Origin of the sequence: Sporosarcina koreensis, from assembly GCF_001531445.1 — a bacterium.
In the GTDB taxonomy this organism is placed as follows: Bacteria; Bacillota; Bacilli; order Bacillales_A; family Planococcaceae; genus Sporosarcina; species Sporosarcina koreensis_C.
Genome location: NZ_LQYA01000001.1, coordinates 56506 through 76479 on the forward strand (window position 1 = coordinate 56506; position 19974 = coordinate 76479).

Genomic DNA, 19974 nt, shown 5'->3' on the forward strand with positions numbered 1-19974 from the left:
CGTTTCATCCCTTCCCCGTCGTTTCCCGATACCAGACGATTGCTTCCCTTTCAATCTCTGATGCAAGCTGCTCTTTCCCTTTTATGTACGATTCAATATCATAAGGAAATTGCTGCGCTAGCTTCTCTTTCAAATCCCCATATGCCTTCGCCTTCTCGGGATGCGCACGCAGGAAGTCGCGAAATGCAAGATGTCGATCAATTTCCGGAGAGCCATTCTCGTAAATATGAACATGATGCGTCCGGTCGTCCCCGCCTTTTTGAAAATAGCGGCGACCTGGAATGCCATTCTCCCCCTTCGCTTCATACCCAATTACGGACATACTTGCGTTATACTGATCGATTTGCGAAATATCTTTCACGACAGGCATGATATCGATGATCGGTTTTGCCGACAACCCGTGTACGGATGTGCTGCCGATATGGTGGATTTCGATTATTTCCACACCAAAAGTCTCGCCCAATACTTCCGCTTCCTTTTCAAAATCAAGTCTCCATCTCTCGGAAAAAGGTACAACATCTACTCTGCGCACAGCGCGTCACCAATTTTTACTACTCTTTTCATTCCACATCTCCTCGTATTCCTTGTAAGCAGCAGTCCAATGATACGGCTGGACATCGGACAGCTTTTTGAACGTCAATTCCGGCCCAGGCAAAGTGACTGCCACTTTTACATTCGGACCCCAATAGAATAGACGCTCTTGACATACACCGCATGGAGACAGCACTTTAAATTCGGACATTTCATCGTCCCGGACTACGCATATGGAATGCGTAATCCTTTTATTCAATTTATGCGCCTCCAAAATCGAACCCGTTTCCATGCACAATTCCGTCGATGCGTTTATAACTTCCGGAGCAACACTTGTTAAAATCGTTCCATCCTCCAAGCCCATAGCCGCTGCTCCGCCCCAGCCTGTAGGATATCGTTTCTTAATCAATTCAACAGCCGCATCATATAATGCTTTTTCAAAACTCATATAAACTCCACCTATCCATTCAATATAAACCTCACACAAAAAGGGCTAACAGATTGTGTGATTGTTAGCCCTTCCATTGTCCCGTACTTATTTTTCCGAAGCACGCATCAATTTCTTAATCAACCGAATTTGCCCCCGGTGATTCAATTCATCCTCAAACACATGGAACCATTTGAAATACTTATTCATAGGCTCTCCTCCCCAATACGGGGCTACTTCGAATAGCCATGAATCAGGCAATGTCCCGAATGTGTCGATTGTCTTTTTCCTCGTTTGTTCCAGTTCTTCCAGGTAGTATTCAATTGGATTCCCATTAATTTGTTCCCGTGCTGGATCGCCAAGTTCCAGTGCCGGATTCAGTAGTTGGATATCCTCATCCGTAAAATCCCGGTTTTCAAATGTATCGATTTGATATGCTTTTTCTACTGACACCATATGGGCGAGCAGCATGCCGATGGAGTTGGCCTCGTCGTTAATGAGGAAATCCAATTGGTCCACAGTTAGATCTTTCACTTCCGCCAATGTTGTCACCCTTGTATATTCCATCATGGTTGCCAATTTGCTAAACTCCAAGCTTAAGCCATCTTTCTGATCAATTACGTATAATCCTTGATTGCCCATGATCATTTCTCCCTCCGTTTAAACCCATCTCTATAGTCATCTATTTTAGATTCTAGCTTGTTGCACAACGCAATAGTCCATTGAGGATTATTCAAATCGTTCTCAACATCTACTGTTCGAAGCAAATCAGCAAAAGTAATCAAGTCATGGAACCTTAAAAACATGGGAATCGCATTGATTTCCTTATCTGTCACGTGCATTTTACTTCTATAACCTTCAAGAAACAGTTGAAAAGAGTTGTTGGAGAAATCAACATCTCCATTGAATAAATCTCGCAAGGCAAATGCGATATCCGCCGTGTACCAATGTTCCATACTGCTTTCAAAATCAATCATTTGGACGTTGTCGCCATCCCAAATCAGATTATCCAGTTCAAAGTCAAAGTGAATGATTCCATAATTGGCATCATTGATGTCAAAAGTCATGAACCACGTCTTTAGTGTTTCAAGTTCCCTGCGCGCCGAACTTTCACTCTCAGGCAAAAAGTTCTCCAAATCGGTAAGTTGATTCCGCGTACTGCTCTTTTTTATAAACTGCTTTGAGTAACTATGAAGATTCCCTAAAGCTTCTCCCCATAAGTACAATTGCCTTTCGGATAGTTCTTCAACTTCATATTGCGCTCCGGTTAGAAAGCGGAAAACAACAGCTTGGAAAACACCCAAGTCATTCTTCGTTTCCTCAACCATATTGCCCTTCTTCGATCGTTCAGGTCTGTTCACACTAACCTCGTTCATCGACAGAAAAGATAAGAACGCAACTTCCTCCATCAGCTTATTTCGATCACCGTTAGGAGTTATCCTTAAAATGTACTTCTCACCGTTTCTTTCAAATACAAACACGAAATTACTGCTCGCCCTCAAAAACTGGACCGAATCCTGTTCAAATCCCCAGTTTTCCAACAGACTATGAACGAGGAACTCGCTTTCATTCGACTCAAGAAAATCTCTCATAATGGACAACTTCATCATCTTTTCTCTTCCTCCTAGGATTGTGAGAACAAAGATGTCAGGATAACGAGTCCATTCTTCAGCCTTCCGCGGATGAAAAAAAGACTATCGATTTACGATAGTCTTCGATGAAGTAAAGTCATATCTCATCGCCAAAGGAAGGTACTTGATTGGACATCGTGAATCTTTTTGCTCTCGTATGAATGTTAAACCGACTCATGATATCACCTTCCTTTTTATAAGAATTTCCCAACTACTTAAATTCTACTAGACATTCAGATAATAGTAAACGGATTTTTTGAAATTAATTTCATGTCTTCTTACAAATCTTCTTCAAATATCTAATCTTGTCAAAGTCCTTGAAGTTATTATTCTCTGCCCTATAGCTATCTTGAGATGACGCTTGATAAACCGACAAGTATTGTACAGGTGAAAGTAAATAATACTTTATGCCCTCAGTAGAATGTACTTCAAGCTCGCTTAATTGAATACCTGCGAAATCCGGGAGCGTATCAATAATGCCAAACTCAACTGAAAGATTATCCTTCATAAATTCATGTTCATGTAGATCCATCAATTTATAGCCTAGTTGCTTCATGATCGACATAATGCCTTGCCAATTATGCAACGCGGTCTCTGCGGGAGCTTCCCATCCCCTGCTATCTCCAGGGACATGAATATCGAGATCACTTGCGTCCCACTCTCTTCGAGTTACAATTTCTAATCCAACCGATCCCATTAGTAACGGAATAATATTGAGAGCGTTCAAGTCCTTTGCAATTTGCAGAAATGTAGTAAACTTTTCAGTAGAACCCATTCTCATACTCCTTCAATTTCTGTTTCCAATACTCCCACGCCTTCAAATACTCCCCCAAATCATGCGGATGCACTTTCTTGCAAATGCTGATCCGCATATATAACTGGAAAACAACTTCTTCGACTAAACGCGACGTATCCATCTCCACATTTTTCAATAAAGCAAACGATTCAAGCAATGCCTCCATATCCAAATCATCCGGCGAAGAACAAAACGCGTATGTAAAGTCATAGATCACAGGACCTGCCATTGGATCGGGGTCAATTACACCGACAAGTTGATTCTGATGAAACACAAAGTTATGCACGCCTGTATCGCCATGGAGTAAATATTTATCGGTTTGTCGCTCATATTCCGCAAGCCGTTCGGCACTCTCTATCATTCGAAGATAATCCTCATGCGGCAACAGATCTCCAACGTTTTCATAAGCATAGGCCAAGCTTATTCTGTTAAACTCAACCCAGTTTTGCCGAGGTGTTCCCCCTAATCGTCCCCACGACGTTTGCGAATCATATTTTTCATAATGATTGAACAGCCCTTCAACGAGGAATTTCATCCAATCCGCTTTAATACCACGATTGACGTGAGTTGTTCCTTCAAAATATTCATAGAGAAAAAATTTCTTTTCGGGATCAACATAATAAACATCAGGCAACAGCTCAATATCTTCGTATTTTTTTAAAAATTGCTCAACGACGCCAATATCTGCTGGGTGATCGTATTTTAGAATGCAAGAAGGGACACCGTTTTCTAAAACCTCATACACCTGTCCATCCGTTGTTCCACTCGTCAGTTGCTTAATTTCTGCTTGTCTTTCGATAAGTCCTTTGTTTTGCAAGTCAATAATTGTTTGATTCATGATACTTTCCTTCCTCATGATCCTTTTGAAATTTACAATGCCCGTCCGCTGTCGTTCCGATCAATGAGAAACCATTCTTTTCGTAGTACGCACATAACTTCGGGTTATGCGCGACGCAATCAAGCCTGATTGTGTTATGTAAGTTTTCATCTACCCAATTTAATATTTCTTTTCCAATCCCATTTTTCATATGTTGAGGCCGGACAGTCAACCGATGGAGATAGAGGACTTCAGGATTTTCTTCAATTCCCCAAACATGCTGGTCCCACTCGCTTTGCTGTGAGTAGAGCGTAACAGTAGCAATGATTTCATCGTCCTGCCAGGCTACATAAGTTGCGCTATCTTTTATTGCTTGCTGGATCTCCTCATCCTCTCCTCCCTCTAGTAAAAATCCCCATTGGTTGATGTCGTTCTTTTGCAGCCAACCAGCGACTTCTTTTAGCAATGCAATAACGGTTGAAGCATCCTCTTCGGTCGCCTTACGAATTTCATATGTATTCATCGTATCTCCCCCTTTCTATTTATGAATTCTCTTTCCGAAGGGCAAATTCCTTTATTTTAAATAAAGGAGAAGGAGATTCCAATGTCGAATGTATATTCCCATGGAGGGATGAATATGAGAAATGATTCACTAGTATTGAACAAAAAAAGCTGGGATGAAGTGGCGCCGCGGTTTTTCGGGCGGAATCCACTGCCTGAATATGGGCCGCTTGCGCCTCGAGAAGAACAATTGAATTTACTTGGCGATGTGACTGGCATGAAATTATTGGATATTGGCTGCGGGAGCGGACATTCTTTGCAATATATGGATTCTCGGGGTGCTGCGGAACTATGGGGAGTGGACCTTTCAAAGACTCAGATTGAAACGGCGAAGGAGTTGCTGATGGACACCAAAGCGCATGTTCATTTATTCGAATCCCCGATGGAGGACAACCCCGGGCTGCCTCATGCTTACTTTGATATTGTCTATTCCATCTATGCACTAGGTTGGACGAGCGATTTGCACCAAACGCTCACAAATGTGCACAGCTATTTGAAGCCGGGTGGCATTTTCGTTTTCAGTTGGGAGCATCCTTTGCATAGTCGAGCAAGCTTGGAAGGCGAAGAAATTCATTTCAATAAATCGTATCACGAAGAAGGAGCGTATGATCACGAAGCTTGGCACGCGCCTGCGATCATGCAGCAGTATAAAGTGAGTACATATATCAATACATTAGTTGAGTGTGGATTTGAAATCGAAAAAGTTGTCGAGGATGTTTCATTGACGGAAGAGGATCGGGAAAGACATGCGAATCGATGGTATTCGTATGAGAAAGCAAAGATGATGCCGACTACGTTGATTATTAAGAGCCGAAAGAAAGACAGATAAGGTCTGATAAAGGAGGAAATTCATTGGATATAACACTCGAAGCGCTACATATCAATGATACGAAAAGTTTGTTTGAGTTTGAACTTGAAAACAGAACTTTTTTTGAAGAAATGGTTCCTTCACGAGGAGATGATTATTATAACTTTGAGGTTTTCAAGAGCAGGCATCAGGCTTTATTAGATGAACAAGCTCAAGCCAGTTCGTATTTCTATCTAATCAAAAATAACAATGGTTCTATCCTCGGAAGAATGAATGTAATAGATATTGATGAAACACGAAAAACGGGTCATGTTGGGTATAGGGTGGGTCAAAGATTTATCGGGAAAGGTATTGCTAGTAAAGCATTAAAATTGTTGCTTGATGCCGCAAGCGAAATGGGCCTAAAGACAATTCAAGCGAAGACGACAACTAATAACAAAGCGTCCCAAATCGTTTTAGAGAAAAACGGATTTACTCTTATAGCTACTCGTAATGAAGAATTTGAATTCGCTGGGCAAAGGGTGCAATTCTTACATTATGTTTGGAGTGACCTAAAATGAGAGAATTTATGGGTATATTTTTGGCCTGTCTTGCTATTTGTTGTGCAACATTGCTTTTCTTCGGCGGCCTTATTATAGATAACATTTTGGGCATTGTTATTGTCATCGCATTGTTATTGTCAGTGTTTATTACAGTTTTAATAAAACAAGAATTTAGGATTGAAGAGTTGGAAAAGAAAGTGGATACGTTACTACATAGCAAACAGGAATGATGTGCAAATTTGGATGTAACGAAATACCCGATTTTCTGTCTTATGGATAAAGGGAGCGATGTCAATGAAGAAATGGAGTATACTCATTTTCATTTCGATTTTGCTATTGTTATCGGGTTGCCGGCTATCAGCTTTTGGTGGTCAGGTTGTAATTGATTGGATTGACTTTATTCATATTGACGGAAAAGAATACTATGGAATCCATTCCGGAGTTTTAGCTGACATAAGTTTTATTGGAGAAAAGATTGGCACGGTGAAATTCAAAGTGACGGACAATGTAAAAAATCCAAGTTATAAGATCAAAGACGGGGATGCTGCCTTCCATGAGAAGGGAACTGAGATTTTTCAGATTAAGGATCATCCGCATTTAATAGCCGTCAAGGATGCTCAATCCGTAAATGGATACAGGGTTTACTTTTCAAGCGATGATATTGAATACCAATGGCATTTTAAAGATATGTCATTGGAAAAAGTCGAGAGGATCGAGGTTTACAAAACTGATTCCCCAGCAGGTGATCAATTGATTTCTGAATTGACTAAGAGCGAAGAAATTAATAGCTTCCTTCAACTATTAGTGCATAGTGAAGAAAATCCTAATTTCCAGCCAAACAATGCAAGCGCAGATCCTCTTTTTTATGAAATGATTTTTTATACTAATGAGCCAATTGCCTATAAATATTATATGCAGTTCGATGGTGAAACTTATTTTTGGAATCCATGGGATACTTCAATCATATCTGATGAGATCCAAATGTTTATTGGCAGTAACTGAATATGACTTTAAATAACAGGCGCATATCCATACCATGGATTCGCGCCTTTTTTGAATGGGGATAGCTGTTACCAATGTGGGCAAAATAAGACTTAAATCTTTTAAGGAGGGATTGACGATGAAAATACGTATTTTATTACTACTCTCTCTCATCTGTTTTCATTTTTCTTCAATCGCAAGTGCAGAAGCCCCATTAACAGCTGCATTTATCCGTGATCATCAATTATGGATTAAAAAGGATGGTCAAGAAATACAACTTACAAAGGACCGTTATGTGTATGGTCTTAAGTGGTCATATGACGGTCGCTTCATCGGATATATTGATGGCGATGCAAAGGGAGAGAAGTCAGATTTATTCATTTACGACACAAAGGAAAAGGAAAGTTACCAGCACTATGTTAATTCCGTCACATCGGACTTTAAATGGGCTCCGAATAAAAATCAGATAGCTTACACTGATCGCGGCCTATTAAATGTGACTAAAATGAAGAATGGCAGACCGTATGGATTTGAAAATGTTTCATTAGGCGTTAGCGGCTTTGAATGGTTTCCGAGCGGTAAAGAATTTATTGTTTCCTCATCGTCCAACTTACTCCCAACTGGTTGGAGTCCAATCCCGCTTTTTAGAATTCCAGTAGATGCAAATCTAGATAAAGATAAAATGAAGCCTTTTTATACGATCCAAACTAAAGAACCTGACTTATTCGGGATTGATGCCGACTATTTCAAGTGGAGCTCTGATGGGAAATGGGTTAGTTTTTTAGTGATTCCAACTGCCTCTTGGTCAATGGACAGTAATACATTAAGTGTTTTATCATCACAAGGAAAACACTTTCAAGCAGTTGGGAAAATGTTGGGATTTAAAGACTGGTTTAAGTGGGCACCTTCCGCCAATGAATTGGCTTATATATCTGGCGAGGGACGGTTTTTTGTTAAAAACAAGAAAACGACGATTGCGGAAATCCCAATACTTAAAGAGCAAAAAGAATATACACCTAAAGGATTTGTAGACCTTGACCTTGAATGGTATTCCAAAGACTTGGTGATCGTATCGCGTGCGTTAGAGAACAAAGAGTGGAAAGAAGGACCTGTCCCGACAATGTTCACATCACTTTACACAATAAACATAAGAACAGGAGAACAACAACAAATCACATTTCCAGGGAAGAATGAAATTGACGAAAACCCTCAAGTTGTCGGACCTTACCTTACTTGGATTCGAAGGATAGCTGGGCAAGCTACGGGTGATATATGGGTGAAAAATACGTTAGATGGACAAGAGCAGATATGGCTAGAAAATGTGAATTATGCTCCCACGTTTTTTATTCCTAAGCAAAACCGTTAACGTTCGGCCATTCAATATATTGTACATTCGTTTTCACCCTGAATTTCTTTCACAGAATCAGCGATCCGCGCTAGCATGTCAGGCGTCTCCATGCCAGACACCTCTTGATGAATGCCTAGTAAGTACTGCAAGTTGTTTTTTTCGAAAACATAAAAATGAAAGTTATGGGAATCAAAGTAGATACCTTCGCCGCCATATTGAAGCACATACTCTTTGCCATCAAATATAATTTTATTATGGACTGGCCTAATATCAATTTTATATATGTTTTTACGATGGTCTTCATTCACAAACATAATTCCAAGATTGTCATTCACCTTGTAGCGTTTATCTTCAAAGAACCTTCCGAATTGATGTGTGAATGAAATCGGTGACAACATTTCGGGTAACTCCACCTTACATTGAAAATGGTTTTCAAATTCTTCAACTGCCTCTTCAATGGATGTATATCCGACTTCTTCATAGCCTTATTTGAAAGAAGGTGGTGAATTTTGTTCAGCAGCATAGATTCCTTTATTCGAAAGTAAAACAACGATAACAGGTATCAAGAGATAACGTTTTTTGTCATTGTATAACTCCCTCCCCTATTCAGATTAGGGTTGCTAATAGGAGGAAAAGTATACAATTAAAAAAGCAAAAAAGCACCCTAAATTGGATGCTTTTCCTGTTGAAGCAGCCATTTCACCGCGTCTAACAAGTTTTCAGCGACATAATCCGGCTCTATGTCAGCCCATTTATGTCGATAATGGGTTAAAGAACTTGGACCCCACCCAGTTAAAACTAAAATCTTCTTCGCACCGACTGCATGCGCTGCTAACATATCTGTTGCCCCTACATCTCCGATAAAAGCCGTTTTCGAAAGATCTAGACCATGTTTTTTCGCAGCTTCCCGAAGTAGACCTGGACTTGGTTTATGGCATTCGCATCCTTCCAAGGAGCCGTGAGGACATATGAATGCATCATCAAAACCAAATGACATGAATTCATCGTAAAAATCTTCAATGCTCGCCTGTCCTTTACTAATTCGGTGCTGGTTTGTACAGGAGAATGTCTTAATTTCATTATCCTTCAAAAGTTCAAGAGCTTCTTTGCTAAATGGATAGGGAGTGAAATCCCTTGGGTGAATGAAGTGTCCGGTTCCACCAATCGTTCCATCGCGGTCGATAAAAACTGCTTGCAGCTTTTCCATTTGGCACGCCCTTTCATATGACTTGCATTACTGCACCGTCTGCCCATATGGAACAGTCATCAGCTCCAACTCAAGCTGTCGTCCATCTCTCATTACGGTAAGCAAAATCTTTTTGTTAGGCTCTGTTTCTGAAACGATGATTTCCACATCGTCATATGAAGCAGTTCCAAGGCTGTTGACATGAGTGATAACATCACCAACTTCAACTAACCCGTCTGCAGGAGTATTCGGTTGGACCTTGACCACTTTTGCCCCAGGAATGCCGCTTGAATTCGTCCGATGTAAAACGCCAATCCAGCTTCTCCAAAAACGGGAACGCAAGTCTTCTTCACCTTCATAGACACTTTTCAAGTTCCGCATGAACTGATAAGTACCGAACGCCATATTATCCGCTTGCATCATTTCGAAATCACCCGACCACATGCCCGTATATTCAATCGCCACGACAGATCCGCTATCTTGCGGCGTGATCGTCCAAATGGTCAGTTCCTTGTCTTCCCCTTCAATGACAAGCTTCCGGTTCTCCTCAAGTTCAATAATCGTGCCGACATAGTTGACCCCCCAGCCATAATCGAGACGAACCGATCCCCCAATACGGATATCCAGCTCGCAATGCCTCGTTTCCCAACGATTCCTTTCTTCAGGTATCGTCAACGCTCTCCACACCTTCTTAGGAGAGGCCTTTACAAAGATCTCCCTTTTCACTGAATCAATGACTTTCTCCATCGATTTCTCCCTCCAAATACGTTTTCAATTTCAGCAATTTGCTGTCCAAAACGCCTCCGATTTCCTGCTGGAGCTTTTCGTATTGGTCCTTGAAATTGTCCCTTTTTAACCTGTAAACACGATACCTCCCCTCTTTCCTCTCTGCTATCAAATCCTCTTCAACTAAAATAGCAAGGTGTTTCTTCAAGGCAGGCTGCGAAATGGTAAATCGCTCAACCAATTCGGACTGCGTATATTCATTCCGAGACAATAAAGTTAGTATTTTTCTTCGAGTCGGATCTGCAATTGCCCGATAAATATCCGTCATATCTAAGCCTCCAAGTCATATAACCATTTGGTTATACCAGAAGCATAACAAACCGCACCACTTATTGTCAACAAAAGTCAGACTATTTATTAAAAATCCCTTCCAATGGCTCCCACGGGTAGATCGTCGCTTCAAATTTCCCTTCAATCACCGCAGGGTCGTTATCAGCAAACTGTTGCGCCGCTTCCAAGCTATCCACCTCAAGAATAATCAAACCACCAGTATGATCCATGAACGGCCCGCCCGCAATCAAAATCCCTTGAGCCAATGCTTCCCTCACATATTCCCGATGCGGAACAAGCCCCTGCTCCCAATGCGGCTTTCCCACTTTCCAAGCCTTCCCTGTCGTGAAATGAATGACGAATTTCATGCAAATCCCTCCCCTTTATTACCATTTACTTCGACACAACCTTGGATAATACCTTGCGCGCGAAGTGGTAAAGGGAAGAATGCGGCATATTGTGTATTCGTTCCACTGTAGCTCTTGCCAGTTCCTCGGCCTTTTTTTGATTCCCCAAATGATAATGGCAAAGTGCTTCATAGCTGTTCGATAAAACCCTCAGCGCAACGTCAATCGGGTTTAGTTGGATGCGTTCCGGAAGGACAATCGGATTCTCTTCAAATATAGATAGTGCCTCCTCATATCGTTCCAATCTCGTCAACACTCTAGCCAGTAAACTTTTCGGCAGCGTATTAACTTCTCCCTTGACCTCTTTCGGGAACCTGTCAGAGGCTTCTATTTTGCTAATCAGTTGTTCAGCTATCGTAAGGGCTTTTATATAGTCTTTTTCGAAAAACTCCTCCCTGAACACTTGATTCAATTCATGTTCAAACGTAAAGCTCTCATGCTTGATCAACTGGACAAATAACGAACACTCTTCAACATACTCGCGCGCTTTCTCCGGCTGTTGGCTGTCGTAATAAAAAAAGACCCTTGCATTTAGCAAATTGTAGTACTGATCCATCACCAACTGTTCACGTGCAAAATTTATTGCAACATCCAACTGCTTATGGGCTTCTCTATTTTGGCCCAATGATTCCAGGGCAATTGCTTTTGTCCCTAGCAACTGGATATACATTGATTTCGTCTCGAGACTATCCATCACTGACAATTCTCCCAGCGCTTGGTCGATAATCTCCACGGTTCCAAAGTAATTTGCCTTGTCAAATTGGATATCCGCCAAAAACCCCTGACATTTAATCACCCGCCAATCCATTTGCAGATCGCGATATAAATTGATCGCTTCCTGAATGAACGGCTCCCAATTGTTCTCCGCTATGTCGTTATACCGGTCAATCGCAACCACATACAAGTGATAAAGGATTCTCGCGTAGAGTTCATACATTCGTGCCGCCTCGTAGCCAGACGGTTTTTTCTCTAAGATTGGCCGAAGTAGAGCCGCTGCATCTACTGTGGGCTGGATTCCCGTTTTTCGCCAAAGCTCCAACACCTCTTTCAGTGTACTCTTCATCTTTTCACGAGGCACTTCCTCTACCAGTTCGGAAATATCCACATCCAGCTGACGGGCAATATGTAGCAACCGTTCAATCGAAGGCTGTGTTTTCCCATTTTCGATTAAACTGATCATCCCTCTGGAGACGTGCTCGTTCGCAACATCTGAGATGGTCATATTTTTCGCTGTTCGTATGCGTCTGATATTTTCTCCTACATGGGTCAATTGACTTCACCCTTTATCGTTTATTATTCCTTTAATCATAGCATCGTTCAATAATTAAAACAATTTCGTTTAATATATTGAATTTCATTTCTGCTCATGTTATGTTCAATATATTAAACAAAAGGGGTTGGGAGTTTTGATTAAGAGGAATATGTCGTTGATTGTGACGAACCAATTTTTAACCAATTTGGCTGACAGTATTTTCACCATTTCAATCATGTGGTATATGTACGAAATTACTGGGTCCCCACTTTCTTCGGCGCTTATCACAGCTGTCGGCTCTTTAAGCAGTGTCTTTATTGCGCCGATTATTGGGGTGTTGGTCGACAGAAGAGAACCGAAATCCTCCATGCAATTTGGCTATTTGGCAATGGTGATTGTAGGCGTGTTTTTGTCACTTGCCTATCTGTTTTGGTTAGACGGGGTTGCATTTGCGATTTACACGGCACTTATCATCCACGATATTTGCATGACGTTCATCGGACCGGCTAAAAATAAGCTGTTGCCACGGATTGTGGGTGTCAATCGAATTGTGAAAGTGAATGGGTATATTTCATCGACAAGTAGTACAGCAAGCCTGATCGGGCAGGCAATTAGTGGGGTGTTGATTACCATCATGGGGTTTGTCGGTGTCATGCTGTTTCATTCGGGGGTGTATGTGATTGCGAGCATTCTTTTAATTTTCGTCATTAATATCGCAGCGCCTCGAGAAGAAGAGGCGCACAGCGATGTGCAGGAAAAAAAGAAGACTTCCATGTTCAGTGAAATGAAAGAAGGATGGGTCGTTTTGTTGAGGAATCGGGCAATTTTCAAATTGACATTATTAGGTTCCGCAATGAATGCGACAACGATTGCAGGCGCTTTAGCGGTCGTATTGATATCCGATCATTATGGTGGGAACGCTTTTCAATTTGGTTTGTTCGGAGCGTTTGCCGCGGTCAGCAGCATTTTGGTCGGACTTGTTGCTGATAAGGCAACGTCCTTTGCAAGACCTGCAATTGTCATGTTTTCGACAATGTCGGTCAGTGCAATTGCCTTTTTATCGATGGGTCTAACAACCGCATTGTATTTAGGCATCCTCTTTTTCGTTATCATGAATGTATTGATGACGGTTTATGGAATCCTCTATAGCGCTTTGCTCATCGTATTAGTGGAGGACAAATTTCGAGGACGTGTTTTTACGTTGAATGGCGCAATTGCCTCCTTCCTAATGCCTGGATTCGCTATAGCGGGCGGAATCATCGCAGAATGGGGTATTCCAGTAAACCAATTATTCGTCGGAGCCGGAATATGGGTGTTGCTTCTTTCGTTCTTTTTACTAGTGGATCCAGATATACGAGGTATTCAGAAGGTTTCAGGGAAGAAGTCTGGTGTTGAGGATATAGCTGTTGCAGGGGAATGAAGAATGGAGCGTTGGGCGGCGATGGTGTATTGGGTTATCACCGCTTTGCATGGGTTTATCACCGACTTGTACGAGGTTATCACCGACTCTGGGGCTGTTATCACCGACTTGAGGCGGTTTATCACCGACTCGGATGAATTTACCACCGTTCGCCTACAATTTAGCAAGTTTTTCACTTAGAAAGCTTAATGATTGGGTGTCACACAAGTGAGATTGCGATGATTTCGAGTGTAGAAAATAGTTATCACTGCTCAGTTGCGCTTTATCACCACTAAGACAAGGTTTATCACCACTCAGCAACACTTTATCACCGCTTAGACAGTAGTTATTACCGTTCGACCATTTTTAAGCAAATATCGTCATTAACAGGCAAAGAACAACTCATCAAATTACGACCGAATCAGCGGTTTTTACAGATAGCTATCCAACTCTCTTCATGAAAAAATGCCCACTGGTGAAAGTGGGCATGTTGTATTATACTTCGTCTATTGTAATTCCTGCGCTCGCAGTACCAGTCACTGCTCCAGCTACTAGAGTACCTTCTAAAGTGAATACCATTAACAAACGATCACCTGTATTAACCGGTACTGCTGCGCCAGCCGCTCCGGTTAATGTTGTTCCTACTGCTAGTAATGGTGTGAGTGTAGGTGTCAAATCAACAAATGCAGTCGTAGGACTGAATGTATCGCTTCCAGCAGGTGCTCGATAAATCTGCGCTCTGACCGTCCCTGTTGTGGCAAGAGTCAATGCGACGGTAATCGTAAATGTAGCAGCAATCGATGTTATCGTACCTGGCCGAGGCACTGTAAAAGCTTCGTTCAAAAGTCCACCAACAGTTGGCAGTACAATATTACCACCAACGAATACACCTGGCACTGCGGTTCCGAAACCTAAGAAAAAAGGAGTTTCAGCTAACCCTCCAGCTAGCGAAGTCAACGCGACGGGAACTGCTCCAGATGCATACGGAATAATAGATCCTCGAGCAAATCCAGCTGCAGGTGGCAAACAGGCTTGATCGATTGCACGAATCGGTCCTAAGTTTGTTGGACATGAAGTTCCGTTGCCGTTGCCGTTGCAGTCACAACAACCTACGACCCGTCCTCCACATCCTCCTCCTTGAAAACATCCCATAGTAACACCTCCTTTCTCCGTTATATTATTCATGGAGATTGGAGACGGACGGGCTTGCGACTACCTGTTTTCTGTCTAGATACCTTTATACAAAGCGTTTTCCATTAACAGAAAGACAATTTACTCATTTCTTTTTAAACTTTTTCCAAAATGACGAGTCTTGGATTTCATCCCTAGCATACAATTGCGTTGGCGGTTGAGCGGATTTTGACTTCTCGATTTCTTGGTTATCTCGGCTTGTTTGACCCCCAAAAAGCGATGTAGCTGCATCGCTGTCTTCCCCTCTACGTGGTCGATTTATCTCTTCGTGTGTGATTGGTTTAAGTTCACGTATTTCCGAAATATTGGTAGATACAGCTGGTGCGTGATATCGAGGGGGCTTTGGTGATTCATTTGGTTGAACGGATGGATGCAGTGCTGCCAGCTGCCTTAGTCTTTTAAAGGTTGGTACGGTACTCTGATGACTGGAAGATTGGGCATCTGGTTGGATTGATATGCTGCTCGGAAGTTCGTTCTGATAGGAGTGGGCTGATTTTATCCGGGGGGGCATAGTTTCCTTCTTTCCTATAAGCTGTTCATTATACTTTTCAGCCAATTCTTTTATTTCATAAGAGAGATTAGTAATCCCTTCATCCACAAGATTAGCCAATTCTTGCACCTTCCCGTTCAGCTGTTCAACATTTTTCTCAAGGCTTTGCACCTTTCTTTTTAGATGAATATCTTCCGATGAATTTTCCGATCTTAATGAAGACAATGCTTTCCGATACTTTTCAATTTTGTTTTTCAACTGTTCTATTTCCATCGCCTCATTAGATTTCTTCATTATTTCACCTCTTTCAACTTTCAATCTTTCTTTTCTATCCTATTGTATAAACAATCTGTCTGTGACATTTATACAGCTTGCCCTTCCCAATCAATTCAATGAAAGAGTTTTGCGAGTAAGCCTTTTCTTTGCCTATGCAAAGTATTCTTATTTACATATTATACGATGCACGACCAATTAAAATATGGAGGTGACAGCTACTATGCAAGATCATTTACATCTACCAGATCAAGAACTGATCTGTATTAATGTTGACAAAGTATACGACTGGGTGATGAAGGAAAACACATTCGATTACTTCCCGACGGCACCAATCGCATTCCCGGGAGTGACTCCGACAACTTCTTTAACTGGTGCTACCGTATCATGCGAGGTGACGCCTGCAACAACGAATCCCGTCGTCATTTTGAGACGTGATAATCGGCAGTTTACAGTGGACGGTGAAGTCGTCTGTCTACAATTATTGACCATCCAGAAGAGTTTCACTGTTGTGATCGTTCTTACTTTGCCAACAGGTGTTGTTCTGCGAAGCAGCCCGATTTCTGTATCACGGTCCGAACAAGTCATCCTTTGTGCACCTGAAGGAACAGACGTCACTGTGACATTCACGGAGTTGGATTGTTTCATCAGTGCACCAGGTACATTTGTTCCAGGAACTGGGGTAGTGACATTTACAGGACTCGTTGTAACAGTCATGACATGCCAAAGCATCCAATCCACATACCCAGTTACAGTTGAATTCCTGGCAGATTTCTGTGCACCGCGCGCCGACTTGGCAATTGGGGCATGCCCACTTCCAGCAAGGCCGCTTCAGTGTCCAACCATCTATCCGGAATAATGCTTACTTCTATACTGTACTAAATGTACAAGTAGGCACATACGATAAAGAGGGGGGTTCAACCCTCTCTTTATTTTCGTTCAAGGAGGTTGAATAGATGAATTCAGGTTCTATCGACATCGAGAGTAAGTTAATGGAATACCATCAATCGACTCAGTTTCATTTGAATGAGTTGAAGGAAGCACTTTTGCAGCGGGTACATCGCCTTGATTGCATCACTTATTTTACATATGCCTTACATCTTGCACATGATGCGACAGAAGAAAGCTTTTGCCTTGGCTCTTTCCACATCCAAAATATCGGCAATCAACCGCTTACAAATCCCTTCATTCACATCATATTATCGCAAGATGCCCCTTTTTCTCTGCATGGGAAATTCGTGAACACGCAAACCTCTCTATCGACGAGATTGACGGGGGGATGGGAGCGCATGAATGACCGTTCCAATCGGTTCGAATTCCATTTAAGACCGATTGACAAAACGAGTATCCAACCCGGTGAAACTCTCTTGTTTTCTAATTTCCAACTGGACTGGCAACCGTCCAATTCCTACTTCGGCAGCATGGCAGGCATTCTATTTTGCGATCAGTATCCGGATGGAGTAGCTGCACTTAATTCAATCAATATAAACGGAACATTTTCCACAGGGGAGGAGGTTTGATATGGACGATAATCCACTTCATAAAATCATAGCTGACCTGACAAAGAACTTGACCGAAAATACCGGCGAACTGCCATCTAAAAGCTTCGTCTTTCTGGACGCCAAAACGATAAACCTTCTGCTTTTATACATCCTTATGAATAAAGATCTACAACTGACAAGGCTCACAAACCGGAATATTCCTACTGTCATTCAGAAGACAATTGTGGAAGAAATCGAGCGCATGATGAAAGAGAATCAGCAATCCTTTGAAGAGATATTAAAGGAAGTGCGGAATAACTATTAATCCAAAAGACAAGGAGGCGAGCGCATGAGCCATAGTGACATAAAAAGCAACGACCCTATCCAATTAAAACAAACTATCATTTATTTACGTGCCGAGCTGAATAAATACATGAACAAAAACCAGCATGCCTCCCCTTCCCTGTTCGATGAACTCCATTCGGAAAATGAAAGACTGACGACTAAATACAAGGAACTTCTTCATCAGAACAAAAAATACGAAAAGCGGCTCCATTTATACGAACAACGAATTCGGACTTTGAAGTTCCAACGAAAAGAAACCCATACTGCCTTAGAACGTTTGCAAGGTACTGAACAAGAATTACGTACAGCGAATACTCAACTGTCGGAGGCATTGTCCTCAATTGGGAATGACCAATACTCGGAATTCATTCAGATCATTGAGAGATTGGACATGAAAGTGAATAATTTTTCCCATCAATATACCTTCCTCGAAAATCAGCTTTCACTCGCTGAAAGCAAACTTTCCAAATTGCAGCTTGACTTGGAGACTGCTCGTAACGTGAATGCAAAACAATTCGAACTCATCACCATTCTGGAAGAATATATCCAACACTTAACGGAAGTGTTATCGTCGACTTGACAGAGTTTATTATCGACTACCCGTACTTTATCACCGATTCCCGACACTTTATCACCGACTCTCCTTTCAAAGCTGCAAAACAATGCACACAGCCCCCGCTGTGTGCATTTTCATCCAATCTATTAATTATAAACAGGCTTATCCTGTAAGCGTAGCTTGAAATCCAAATGAGCTGTGTAGAAGTCGGTCTCCAATCCTTTTATCGCCCTATCCTGCTTCTCCAATTTCGTAACGAGAGTGCCCCGTACCCCATTAGCAACGTCGTTGTCCAAGTATTGATTGCCTTCAAAGAATACTTGGGAAATGAGCGGGTCGCCATTTTGCGGTCTAAATAAGAAGTGAAGATGGGCTGGCCGGAACGGATGGGAGTCGATCCATGTCAGGAACTTGCCTGTTGGGCCATCCGTCGGAATCGAGTAATCGCCTGGGACAATCGTCTTCACTTCAAACTTTCCATTTTCATCTGTGAACAGCACTGCGCGCAAGTTCTCCGCCGGAATCCCTTCCGCAAATCCTGAGTACTCACCGTTCGTATCCGCCTGCCAAATGTCCACTTTCGTATTCGCCAGCGGGTTGCCATCTACATCTTTGACGGTACCGCTAAAGAAAAACACATCGCCTTGCTCGTCATCGCGCATCGGCATGACCCCCGGATTTTCGATTTCAGGAGCATTCGGAAGATAGAACGGCCCGAGGATTGTCGGCTCTGTCCCCTCTACATTTTTATACATTTCCTGAAGGGCGTGCGTTTCGAAGAACACATCCATGAAGAGCGGAATTTCACCCGATCGTCCAAGTTCATCCGCCCAATTGACGAGCGCCTGGTAATCATTATGATCCAGCTTATGCTCACGGATCAGTTCCTTAAATTTAACGACCATCCCATTGTAAACATCCACCACTTTTTGATTCATCTCTTCATCCTTTCAATATGTGTTTTTATTAGTAATCCCTGGCGTAATGAAAGATTTTCTCCACATCCATCTCCATGCCATAGCCTGGTCCGCTCGGAACGTTCAACTGGAATTCTTCATAGTAAATTGCATTTGTCGTGATCGTATCTGTGAATAAAAGCGGACCGAACAGCTCCGTGCCGTACGTCATTTCAGGGATTGTCGAATAGAGATGCGAGCAAATGGCCGTGCCGAGCGACGATTCGATCATCGTTCCACCGTATAGTGAAATGCCCGCCGCTTCCGCAATGGCCGCCACCTTTTTCGTCGCAGTAAGACCTCCCACGTTTGCCGGTTTAATGGAAAATACATTCCCCGCACGACGCTTCGCCACTTGGTAGACCTCTTCCAACGAACCGAGCGACTCATCCGCCATGATCGGCACTTTGAACCTTGACGCAAGGCGTGCCATCCCTTCTTTATTCCATGCGGGCAGCGGCTGTTCAATCAAATCGATGCCGCCATCCTCCAGCGCTTCGATGCAATACATCGCCGTCGTCTCGTCCCAAGCTTGATTGACATCGACCCGGACACTCGCCTCGTCTCCGATAGCTTCCTTGATTTTCAGCACGTGTGCGACATTCCGTTGCGGATCGCCGATACCGATTTTTAATTTGAAAATGTTATGCCGCTTCGCATGCAAACTTTCCTTCGCCTCTTCAATATCCCGTCGCGTATCCCCGCTCGCAAGCGTCCATGCGACTGGCAATGACGCGTGGATTTGCCCGCCGAATAATTCATGGACGGGGATTCCCCTCGCCTTCGCCGCAAGCTCGACAATCGCTGCCTCAACTGCCGCTTTCGCAAACGTGTTGCCGACGACTTGCTTATTTACGGTATTCGAAATCGCATCGAAATGGGCCGCATTCCGACCGAGAACGAGAGGCTTTATATACTTTTCAATATTCATTTTGATCGC

At 42.5% G+C, this 19974-nt stretch carries 28 protein-coding genes; 11 read left to right on the plus strand and 17 right to left on the minus strand.

What is annotated here, in order from left to right:
- Positions 1–4 precede the first annotated feature (4 nt).
- The 7 genes from AWV70_RS00265 to AWV70_RS00295 all read right to left on the minus strand — a co-directional run bounded on the left by AWV70_RS00265 (position 5) and on the right by AWV70_RS00295 (position 4725).
- On the minus strand, positions 5–532 hold the full coding sequence (locus AWV70_RS00265) for a GrpB family protein (protein WP_060203113.1): 528 nt from the start codon (positions 530–532) through the stop codon (positions 5–7).
- Positions 533–538: 6 nt separating this feature from the next.
- Positions 539–979, minus strand: coding sequence for a cytidine deaminase (locus AWV70_RS00270; RefSeq protein WP_060203115.1), 441 nt, complete (start codon positions 977–979; stop codon positions 539–541).
- Positions 980–1066: 87 nt separating this feature from the next.
- A complete protein-coding gene (locus AWV70_RS00275; RefSeq protein ID WP_060203190.1) occupies positions 1067–1600 on the minus strand; it encodes a DinB family protein in 534 nt (177 codons plus the stop codon).
- Between the two features lie 2 nt (positions 1601–1602).
- Positions 1603–2568, minus strand: a complete 966-nt coding sequence (locus AWV70_RS00280; protein ID WP_060203117.1) for a phosphotransferase enzyme family protein — start codon at positions 2566–2568, stop codon at positions 1603–1605.
- A gap of 289 nt (positions 2569–2857) precedes the next feature.
- Positions 2858–3364, minus strand: coding sequence for a phosphoribosylanthranilate isomerase (locus tag AWV70_RS00285; RefSeq protein ID WP_153009868.1), 507 nt, complete (start codon positions 3362–3364; stop codon positions 2858–2860).
- On the minus strand, positions 3351–4223 hold the full coding sequence (locus AWV70_RS00290) for a phosphotransferase (RefSeq protein ID WP_160327604.1): 873 nt from the start codon (positions 4221–4223) through the stop codon (positions 3351–3353). The genes AWV70_RS00285 and AWV70_RS00290 overlap by 14 nt, the downstream gene beginning before the upstream one ends.
- Positions 4204–4725, minus strand: a complete 522-nt coding sequence (locus tag AWV70_RS00295) for a GNAT family N-acetyltransferase (protein ID WP_060203123.1) — start codon at positions 4723–4725, stop codon at positions 4204–4206. The genes AWV70_RS00290 and AWV70_RS00295 overlap by 20 nt, the downstream gene beginning before the upstream one ends.
- 114 nt (positions 4726–4839) lie before the next feature.
- On the opposite strand from AWV70_RS00295, the gene AWV70_RS00300 reads away from it, so the two are divergent.
- The 5 genes from AWV70_RS00300 (at position 4840) to AWV70_RS00320 (ending at position 8460) form a co-directional block, all read left to right on the plus strand.
- Positions 4840–5592 (plus strand): class I SAM-dependent methyltransferase, encoded by a 753-nt coding sequence (locus tag AWV70_RS00300; protein ID WP_060203192.1) that lies wholly within the window; start codon positions 4840–4842, stop codon positions 5590–5592.
- A 23-nt stretch (positions 5593–5615) separates the two neighbouring features.
- Positions 5616–6131 (plus strand): GNAT family N-acetyltransferase, encoded by a 516-nt coding sequence (locus tag AWV70_RS00305; RefSeq protein ID WP_060203125.1) that lies wholly within the window; start codon positions 5616–5618, stop codon positions 6129–6131.
- The gene (locus AWV70_RS00310; RefSeq protein ID WP_060203127.1) at positions 6128–6343 is read left to right on the plus strand and encodes a hypothetical protein; all 216 of its coding nucleotides are present in this window, start codon (positions 6128–6130) and stop codon (positions 6341–6343) included. Before AWV70_RS00305 ends, AWV70_RS00310 begins: the two co-directional genes overlap by 4 nt.
- A 64-nt stretch (positions 6344–6407) precedes the next feature.
- Positions 6408–7115 carry a hypothetical protein gene (locus AWV70_RS00315; RefSeq protein WP_060203129.1) on the plus strand — a complete coding sequence of 236 codons (708 nt, stop codon included), beginning with the start codon at positions 6408–6410 and terminating at the stop codon, positions 7113–7115.
- A gap of 118 nt (positions 7116–7233) precedes the next feature.
- Positions 7234–8460, plus strand: coding sequence for a hypothetical protein (locus AWV70_RS00320; protein WP_060203130.1), 1227 nt, complete (start codon positions 7234–7236; stop codon positions 8458–8460).
- Between the two features lie 11 nt (positions 8461–8471).
- On the opposite strand, the gene AWV70_RS00325 is transcribed toward AWV70_RS00320, so the two are convergent.
- The 6 genes from AWV70_RS00325 to AWV70_RS00350 all read right to left on the minus strand — a co-directional run bounded on the left by AWV70_RS00325 (position 8472) and on the right by AWV70_RS00350 (position 12361).
- A complete protein-coding gene (locus tag AWV70_RS00325) occupies positions 8472–8840 on the minus strand; it encodes a hypothetical protein (protein ID WP_060203132.1) in 369 nt (122 codons plus the stop codon).
- A gap of 266 nt (positions 8841–9106) precedes the next feature.
- Positions 9107–9649 carry an HAD-IIIA family hydrolase gene (locus AWV70_RS00330; protein ID WP_060203135.1) on the minus strand — a complete coding sequence of 181 codons (543 nt, stop codon included), beginning with the start codon at positions 9647–9649 and terminating at the stop codon, positions 9107–9109.
- A gap of 27 nt (positions 9650–9676) precedes the next feature.
- Positions 9677–10375 carry an SRPBCC domain-containing protein gene (locus AWV70_RS00335; RefSeq protein WP_060203136.1) on the minus strand — a complete coding sequence of 233 codons (699 nt, stop codon included), beginning with the start codon at positions 10373–10375 and terminating at the stop codon, positions 9677–9679.
- Positions 10359–10682, minus strand: a complete 324-nt coding sequence (locus tag AWV70_RS00340; RefSeq protein ID WP_060203138.1) for an ArsR/SmtB family transcription factor — start codon at positions 10680–10682, stop codon at positions 10359–10361. The genes AWV70_RS00335 and AWV70_RS00340 overlap by 17 nt, the downstream gene beginning before the upstream one ends.
- 82 nt (positions 10683–10764) lie before the next feature.
- Positions 10765–11052: a YciI family protein gene (locus AWV70_RS00345; protein ID WP_060203142.1), complete on the minus strand. Its 288-nt coding sequence runs from the start codon at positions 11050–11052 to the stop codon at positions 10765–10767.
- Positions 11053–11077: 25 nt separating this feature from the next.
- Positions 11078–12361, minus strand: a complete 1284-nt coding sequence (locus AWV70_RS00350; RefSeq protein WP_060203148.1) for a helix-turn-helix transcriptional regulator — start codon at positions 12359–12361, stop codon at positions 11078–11080.
- Positions 12362–12497: 136 nt separating this feature from the next.
- Between AWV70_RS00350 and AWV70_RS00355 the strand changes: the two genes are divergently transcribed.
- Together AWV70_RS00355 and AWV70_RS23660 are read left to right on the plus strand one after the other, a co-directional pair.
- A complete protein-coding gene (locus AWV70_RS00355; RefSeq protein ID WP_153009869.1) occupies positions 12498–13763 on the plus strand; it encodes an MFS transporter in 1266 nt (421 codons plus the stop codon).
- 3 nt (positions 13764–13766) lie between these two features.
- Positions 13767–13943 (plus strand): hypothetical protein, encoded by a 177-nt coding sequence (locus AWV70_RS23660; protein ID WP_160327605.1) that lies wholly within the window; start codon positions 13767–13769, stop codon positions 13941–13943.
- Between the two features lie 294 nt (positions 13944–14237).
- On the opposite strand, the gene AWV70_RS00360 is transcribed toward AWV70_RS23660, so the two are convergent.
- Both AWV70_RS00360 and AWV70_RS00365 read right to left on the minus strand, forming a co-directional pair.
- A complete protein-coding gene (locus AWV70_RS00360) occupies positions 14238–14894 on the minus strand; it encodes an exosporium glycoprotein BclB-related protein (protein ID WP_060203160.1) in 657 nt (218 codons plus the stop codon).
- A 124-nt stretch (positions 14895–15018) separates the two neighbouring features.
- Positions 15019–15717 (minus strand): hypothetical protein, encoded by a 699-nt coding sequence (locus AWV70_RS00365; RefSeq protein WP_060203164.1) that lies wholly within the window; start codon positions 15715–15717, stop codon positions 15019–15021.
- A 202-nt stretch (positions 15718–15919) separates the two neighbouring features.
- Between AWV70_RS00365 and AWV70_RS00370 the strand changes: the two genes are divergently transcribed.
- The 4 genes from AWV70_RS00370 (at position 15920) to AWV70_RS00385 (ending at position 18102) form a co-directional block, all read left to right on the plus strand.
- Positions 15920–16555 (plus strand): hypothetical protein, encoded by a 636-nt coding sequence (locus AWV70_RS00370; protein WP_060203166.1) that lies wholly within the window; start codon positions 15920–15922, stop codon positions 16553–16555.
- A gap of 97 nt (positions 16556–16652) precedes the next feature.
- A complete protein-coding gene (locus AWV70_RS00375; RefSeq protein WP_060203168.1) occupies positions 16653–17216 on the plus strand; it encodes a hypothetical protein in 564 nt (187 codons plus the stop codon).
- 1 nt (position 17217) lies between these two features.
- The gene (locus tag AWV70_RS00380) at positions 17218–17502 is read left to right on the plus strand and encodes a hypothetical protein (RefSeq protein WP_060203170.1); all 285 of its coding nucleotides are present in this window, start codon (positions 17218–17220) and stop codon (positions 17500–17502) included.
- A gap of 24 nt (positions 17503–17526) precedes the next feature.
- A complete protein-coding gene (locus AWV70_RS00385) occupies positions 17527–18102 on the plus strand; it encodes a hypothetical protein (RefSeq protein ID WP_060203172.1) in 576 nt (191 codons plus the stop codon).
- Positions 18103–18224: 122 nt separating this feature from the next.
- Here the strand turns inward: AWV70_RS00385 and AWV70_RS00390 are convergent, their stop codons facing one another.
- Positions 18225–19016: a dioxygenase gene (locus AWV70_RS00390; protein WP_060203174.1), complete on the minus strand. Its 792-nt coding sequence runs from the start codon at positions 19014–19016 to the stop codon at positions 18225–18227.
- Positions 19017–19044: 28 nt separating this feature from the next.
- Positions 19045–19974: muconate/chloromuconate family cycloisomerase (locus AWV70_RS00395; RefSeq protein ID WP_082713396.1), on the minus strand; the 930-nt coding region annotated here is incomplete at its 5' end.

Bases quoted from the DNA above. Each gene is read 5' to 3' on its own strand.
- AWV70_RS00275 (WP_060203190.1), bottom strand. From the start codon at position 1,600: ATGGGCAATCAAGGATTATACGTAATTGATCAGAAAGATGGCTTAAGC.
- AWV70_RS00310 (WP_060203127.1), top strand. From the start codon at position 6,128: ATGAGAGAATTTATGGGTATATTTTTGGCCTGTCTTGCTATTTGTTGT.
- AWV70_RS00345 (WP_060203142.1), bottom strand. From the start codon at position 11,052: ATGAAATTCGTCATTCATTTCACGACAGGGAAGGCTTGGAAAGTGGGA.
- AWV70_RS00385 (WP_060203172.1), top strand. From the start codon at position 17,527: ATGAGCCATAGTGACATAAAAAGCAACGACCCTATCCAATTAAAACAA.
- AWV70_RS00270 (WP_060203115.1), bottom strand. From the start codon at position 979: ATGAGTTTTGAAAAAGCATTATATGATGCGGCTGTTGAATTGATTAAG.
- AWV70_RS00330 (WP_060203135.1), bottom strand. From the start codon at position 9,649: ATGGAAAAGCTGCAAGCAGTTTTTATCGACCGCGATGGAACGATTGGT.
- AWV70_RS00375 (WP_060203168.1), top strand. From the start codon at position 16,653: ATGAATTCAGGTTCTATCGACATCGAGAGTAAGTTAATGGAATACCAT.
- AWV70_RS23660 (WP_160327605.1), top strand. From the start codon at position 13,767: ATGGAGCGTTGGGCGGCGATGGTGTATTGGGTTATCACCGCTTTGCAT.
- AWV70_RS00295 (WP_060203123.1), bottom strand. From the start codon at position 4,725: ATGAATACATATGAAATTCGTAAGGCGACCGAAGAGGATGCTTCAACC.
- AWV70_RS00325 (WP_060203132.1), bottom strand. From the start codon at position 8,840: ATGTTGTCACCGATTTCATTCACACATCAATTCGGAAGGTTCTTTGAA.
- AWV70_RS00315 (WP_060203129.1), top strand. From the start codon at position 6,408: ATGAAGAAATGGAGTATACTCATTTTCATTTCGATTTTGCTATTGTTA.
- AWV70_RS00285 (WP_153009868.1), bottom strand. From the start codon at position 3,364: ATGGGTTCTACTGAAAAGTTTACTACATTTCTGCAAATTGCAAAGGAC.
- AWV70_RS00320 (WP_060203130.1), top strand. From the start codon at position 7,234: ATGAAAATACGTATTTTATTACTACTCTCTCTCATCTGTTTTCATTTT.
- AWV70_RS00390 (WP_060203174.1), bottom strand. From the start codon at position 19,016: ATGAATCAAAAAGTGGTGGATGTTTACAATGGGATGGTCGTTAAATTT.
- AWV70_RS00335 (WP_060203136.1), bottom strand. From the start codon at position 10,375: ATGGAGAAAGTCATTGATTCAGTGAAAAGGGAGATCTTTGTAAAGGCC.
- AWV70_RS00370 (WP_060203166.1), top strand. From the start codon at position 15,920: ATGCAAGATCATTTACATCTACCAGATCAAGAACTGATCTGTATTAAT.
- AWV70_RS00365 (WP_060203164.1), bottom strand. From the start codon at position 15,717: ATGAAGAAATCTAATGAGGCGATGGAAATAGAACAGTTGAAAAACAAA.
- AWV70_RS00280 (WP_060203117.1), bottom strand. From the start codon at position 2,568: ATGATGAAGTTGTCCATTATGAGAGATTTTCTTGAGTCGAATGAAAGC.
- AWV70_RS00360 (WP_060203160.1), bottom strand. From the start codon at position 14,894: ATGGGATGTTTTCAAGGAGGAGGATGTGGAGGACGGGTCGTAGGTTGT.
- AWV70_RS00290 (WP_160327604.1), bottom strand. From the start codon at position 4,223: ATGAATCAAACAATTATTGACTTGCAAAACAAAGGACTTATCGAAAGA.
- AWV70_RS00380 (WP_060203170.1), top strand. From the start codon at position 17,218: ATGGACGATAATCCACTTCATAAAATCATAGCTGACCTGACAAAGAAC.
- AWV70_RS00300 (WP_060203192.1), top strand. From the start codon at position 4,840: ATGAGAAATGATTCACTAGTATTGAACAAAAAAAGCTGGGATGAAGTG.
- AWV70_RS00340 (WP_060203138.1), bottom strand. From the start codon at position 10,682: ATGACGGATATTTATCGGGCAATTGCAGATCCGACTCGAAGAAAAATA.